The following is a 201-nucleotide window of genomic DNA, read 5'->3' as shown; positions in this document are numbered from 1 at the left end:
TTCTGGGCGGTGTCGTGCAGGGGCAGGTTGCGCAGTCCGGTGGCCCGGGCGGCCCGGATCCGGTCCTCGGCCCGGGCCCGGAGCCGGTGACGGAGTTCGGGTGTGGCGATCGGCCGGCCGGTGGTGTTGGTCGCGAAGCACGTGATCCGCATGCCGTCCGCGTCCGTGATCCTCAACTGAGCGCCAGGATGGGAGCGTTCC

Annotated in this window: 1 pseudogene; it reads right to left on the bottom strand. The window is 72.1% G+C overall.

The features are described from left to right. Positions 1-201, bottom strand: a pseudogene (locus tag IG99_RS44050) (IS1380 family transposase); the annotation flags it as partial.

Source organism: Streptomyces griseus subsp. griseus, from assembly GCF_000720255.1.
GTDB lineage: Bacteria > Actinomycetota > Actinomycetes > Streptomycetales > Streptomycetaceae > Streptomyces > Streptomyces griseus_I.
This window is presented reverse-complemented; position numbering and strand designations above follow the sequence as displayed.